This window comes from Frankia sp. Mgl5 (assembly GCF_023242985.1).
Lineage (GTDB): Bacteria > Actinomycetota > Actinomycetes > Frankiales > Frankiaceae > Parafrankia > Parafrankia soli.
This window is the reverse complement of the sequence record NZ_JALKFY010000099.1, coordinates 1-278: the sequence shown is the minus strand read 5'-3', so window position 1 is coordinate 278 and position 278 is coordinate 1. Positions and strand designations below refer to the sequence as shown.

Annotated in this window: 1 protein-coding gene; it reads right to left on the bottom strand. The window is 55.4% G+C overall.

The window, feature by feature from the left end; translation table 11 throughout:
- Positions 1-278: pseudouridine synthase (locus tag MXD62_RS08540; protein ID WP_248828850.1), on the bottom strand; the 278-nt coding region annotated here is incomplete at both ends.

Here is a 278-nt window from a genome sequence, read left to right as displayed (position 1 = left end):
CACATGCGCCGAACCTGCCGATTGCGTCCTTCGTGTATCGTCAACTGAATCAGCGCTTGATTTTTCGCCTGGTCAACTTCCAGCAGCTGTGCTTCGCCAGGCGCCGTCATCCCGTCATCCAGCAGGATTCCCGCTGCCAACTGCTTGATTTTTGCCGGAGTAGGGATACCCTTTACCCTGGCGCGATATACCTTGTCAATCTCAAACGAGGGGTGCGCGAGCCGATTGGCCAACTCCCCGTCATTGGTCAATAGCAGCAACCCGGACGTATCATAATC